Here is a 4216-nt window from a genome sequence, read left to right as displayed (position 1 = left end):
GTTTTAGAACTTTCTTATGACGTGCACGAGCTTGTACACCACGTTTTACGCGAGGCATTATGCTTCTCCTAAACTAAACGAATTTATAAACTAAAAAGAATTAAGCGTATGGCATCATACGTAGAACTTGAGCAACTTCACATTTAGGAAGGATCGAGTTCGGACGTAGCTGACGCTTGTTCTTAGTAGTACGCTTAGTCAGGATGTGACGTTTACCAGCGTGCTTAAACTTAATACCACCAGCAGTTTTCTGGAAACGCTTAGCAGCACCTTTGTTGGTTTTCATCTTAGGCATGATGAATAACTCCGCATTGTTGAGTTGTTAATAACATAGTAATTAGGGCGAATAAAACCCCGCAACCTGAGGCTGCAGGGTTTAATTACTTGCAAAGCCGTTAATTACTTCTTTTTAGGGGCCAACACCATGATCATCTGGCGACCTTCAATTCTCGTTGGGAAAGATTCGACAACTGCAAATTCTTCAGTATCTACTTTCAAACGATTAAGAACGTCAACACCGATTTCTTGGTGAGCCATTTCGCGGCCACGGAAGCGAATTGTTACCTTCACTTTGTTGCCGTCTTCAAGGAAACCAGTCAGGTTGCGTAGTTTTACCTGATAGTCTCCAATATCAGTTCCAGGTCGGAATTTAATTTCCTTAATCTGAACCTGCTTTTGCTTTTTCTTCTGCTCTTTCGCAGCTTTGCTCTTCTCGAAGAGGAACTTACCGTAGTCCATCACACGACAAACTGGCGGCTCGGCGTTAGGGCTGATCTCTACAAGATCCATACCAGCTTCATTTGCAGCTTCCATCGCTTCAGCGATTGTTACTACACCAACAGCTTCGCCGTCTGCGCCAGTTAGACGCACTTCACGAACGCCACGAATGTCACCGTTTAAACGGTGCTGGTTTTGTTTGGCCGGTTGTTGGCCACGTCTTCCGCCTTTAATAGCTATTCCTCCAGATTGAGCTTACGGCTTGAAACCTCGGCTTGGATGTATGAAATAAAGTCATCCACTTTAAATTTGCCAAGGTCCTTACCTTTACGTGTACGTACTGCAATTTCGCCGGCTTCCATTTCTTGGTCACCACACACAAGCATGAACGGTACACGTTTCAAAGTATGTTCGCGGATTTTAAAGCCAATCTTCTCATTTCTCAAGTCTGCTTTGACTCTAAATCCACTTTTTTGCAGTTTTTTCGCAATTTCTTGTACATATTCAGACTGTTTGTCTGTAATGCCCATAACAATTGCTTGTTCTGGCGCCAACCACGTTGGGAAGAAGCCAGCGTATTCTTCAATAAGAATACCGATGAAGCGTTCTAGTGAACCTAAAATCGCGCGGTGAATCATAACTGGCGTGTGACGCTCGTTATCTTCACCTACGTAAGTTGCACCTAAACGTTCTGGTAATGCAAAATCGAGCTGCACTGTACCACATTGCCATGCGCGGTCCAAACAATCATGCAAAGTAAATTCAATCTTAGGTCCGTAGAACGCACCCTCGCCTTCTTGAATCTCGTATGCAATCTCCATCGCCTCAAGCGCTTGCTTAAGATCGGCCTCTGCACGGTCCCACATTTCGTCTGAACCTACGCGCTGTTCTGGACGAGTAGATAGCTTAACAACAATGTTTTCGAAACCGAAAGTTGTGTAAGTATCGTAAACCATTTCAATACAAGCTTTAACTTCTTGCTGAACTTGGTCTTCAGTACAGAATACGTGAGCATCATCTTGAGTGAAGCCACGAACACGCATAATGCCGTGAAGTGCGCCAGACGGCTCGTTACGGTGACATGAGCCAAACTCAGCCATACGTAACGGTAGATCACGGTAAGATTTCAAACCTTGGTTAAAGATTTGAACGTGACCAGGGCAGTTCATTGGCTTGATCGCGTATTCACGGTTCTCTGAAGAAGTCGTGAACATCGCTTCAGCGTACTTATCCCAGTGACCAGAGCGCTCCCAAAGAACACGGTCCATCATTAATGGGCCTTTTACTTCTTGGTAATCGTACTCAGTCAGCTTCTGACGAATAAATACTTCTAGCTCACGGAAGATAGTCCAACCGTTATGATGCCAGAACACCATACCTGGTGCTTCTTGCTGCATGTGGAATAGATCTAAGTGCTTACCGATTTTACGGTGATCACGCTTAGCCGCTTCTTCTAGGCGCACTAGGTGAGCCTTAAGCGCTTTTTTGTCGTGGAATGCAGTGCCGTAGATACGTTGAAGCATCTTGTTGTCACTGTTACCACGCCAGTAAGCACCCGCTACGTTAAGTAGCGTGAAGTGTTGGCAGAAGCCCATATGTGGAACGTGTGGACCACGACACATATCGATGTATTCTTCATGATGGTACAGGCCTGGACGATCGTCTTTAGAAACGTTCTCATCCAGGATTTCGATTTTGTAAGTCTCGCCGCGAGCTTCGAATGCGTCACGCGCTTCCTGCCAGCTAACTTTCTTCTTAACAACCTGATACTTGGTCTTCGCTAGCTCTTTCATACGCTTTTCAATCTTTTCTAGATCTTCTTGCGTTAGAGAGTGCTCAAGGTCGATATCGTAGTAGAAACCGTTATCAATGGTAGGACCGATCGCCATTTTCGCTTCTGGAAAAAGCTGCTTAATCGCGTGACCTAAAAGGTGAGCACAAGAGTGACGAACGATCTCAAGGCCATCAACTTCATCTTTAGCTGTGATGATTTCTAGGCTTGCATCGTTTTCGATAAGATCACAAGCATCAACACGCTCGCCATCTACACGACCAGCAATGGTTGCTTTCGCAAGACCAGGACCGATTGATAGGGCAACATCTAGAGTTGATACAGGGTTGTCAAATTGACGCTGACTACCGTCAGGAAGAGTAATAATTGGCATTATTTGTCCTTTACAGTGGTGTTGCACACCAAGCAACACATGAAAATTATTTAATATATTTAATTCAACAAGTTAGATAACTTGATGGGGATATATGTAAGAATTGGTACAAATTCAGGTACAAATACAGATGCACCCTCATTTATTCCAAAGGTATTGTAACGAATTAACATGAAATGACAATAATGTACTGAACAAGAGGTTAAGGAAACATCTCACCTTCACTGACCGAATACGATTATTCTGCTGTTTTAATGCGATGCCCCCTCTTCTTACCCTCTCACAATACTAAGACCTATCATGGCTACAGATCAAGGTTACTCGCCACAAAGCAATCTAACACCTCTAATACATCACTAACCCATTGATTCATTGTTGAATCGAATATATAAATTAGGCATCATTCAGCCTCAAAATACGAAGCATTGCCGTATAAGAAGCATTAAGTACCAGAGTGAGTTTATCGAACCATCAAATAGTAAAGGTGAATGTAATGATGCTTGGTCGAGTTAAAGTTAACAATTTGTTCGCAACAATAGATTGGTGTTTGAAAAAAACATTTCCAACAGATTATGACTCTCGGTGTCTTTATACGGCTTGTGCAATATATTCGATACTGCAGAAAGAAGGTGTTAGTTCCATTATTGTCGGGGGTAATGTCGGCGCATTCACAATGTCAATCGATGGACGTCAAGCTTCCTTAGAGGGCTTTGCTGGTTCAAATCGTGATCAACCAAGTCATTATTGGGTTGAAGTCAACGATGTGTTACTGGATCCAAATGTTTCTTATCTACCAAAAAGCTCGAAAATACCAAGAGTACCAATGCCAATGATTGCTTGGAAGCGAAAAGGGACATTGCCAAAGAGTCTGCAATATAGAGCCCAAATTCGTTACGACGAAAATGTAGAGTTTAGGTTTCCAGGTGACATAGCCGAGCGTATCAGCGGTTTTGTTGATATGTGCCAAAAAAGGTATTCATCGAAAGCAGCAAAGAAGAAACTCTCTGGCTTTATACTTTCTTCACCGGAAAACTTACATCAATATGCAATTTCGGGTAACAAATGGGCAGTTGGAGCAATGCGCTTTGAATCATTACCGTCAGTGCCAACTATTTAGCATTGTAGTAATGGGACTTCACAAGCGCTTAAAACCGATTCCCAACACTCGGCATTTTTGGTTTGCTTCAGCTTAAATTTACAGCACAATAGCTTTAGGTAAGGTGGTTTGCGTTACTCACCACTTAACGCTGCTTTAGCAGTCCTTTTAGACTTCAGGAGACAAGTTAAGTTGGAAGAGCTTAAATATTTAGCGAGAACGTACTACTCCAATACTG

Annotated in this window: 4 protein-coding genes; 1 reads left to right on the top strand and 3 read right to left on the bottom strand. The window is 43.0% G+C overall.

Annotation, left to right across the window (positions count from 1 at the left end; all coding sequences use genetic code 11):
* Positions 1–100: 100 nt before the first annotated feature.
* The 3 genes from rpmI to thrS form a co-directional block, all read right to left on the bottom strand.
* A complete protein-coding gene (gene rpmI / locus AB4653_RS06635; RefSeq protein WP_004738430.1) occupies positions 101–295 on the bottom strand; it encodes a 50S ribosomal protein L35 in 195 nt (64 codons plus the stop codon).
* 104 nt (positions 296–399) lie between these two features.
* Entirely contained in the window at positions 400–951 is a 552-nt protein-coding gene (infC, locus tag AB4653_RS06630) for a translation initiation factor IF-3 (protein WP_077680304.1), read from the bottom strand.
* Positions 952–953: 2 nt separating this feature from the next.
* Positions 954–2882, bottom strand: a complete 1929-nt coding sequence (gene thrS, locus AB4653_RS06625) for a threonine--tRNA ligase (RefSeq protein ID WP_029223062.1) — start codon at positions 2880–2882, stop codon at positions 954–956.
* A 493-nt stretch (positions 2883–3375) separates the two neighbouring features.
* Between thrS and AB4653_RS06620 the strand changes: the two genes are divergently transcribed.
* Positions 3376–3999, top strand: a complete 624-nt coding sequence (locus tag AB4653_RS06620) for a hypothetical protein (RefSeq protein WP_009846503.1) — start codon at positions 3376–3378, stop codon at positions 3997–3999.
* Positions 4000–4216: the final 217 nt, after the last annotated feature.

It is taken from the genome of Vibrio sp. 10N.222.48.A3, assembly GCF_041475345.1.
Taxonomy (GTDB): Bacteria; Pseudomonadota; Gammaproteobacteria; order Enterobacterales; family Vibrionaceae; genus Vibrio; species Vibrio tasmaniensis_A.
This window is presented reverse-complemented; position numbering and strand designations above follow the sequence as displayed.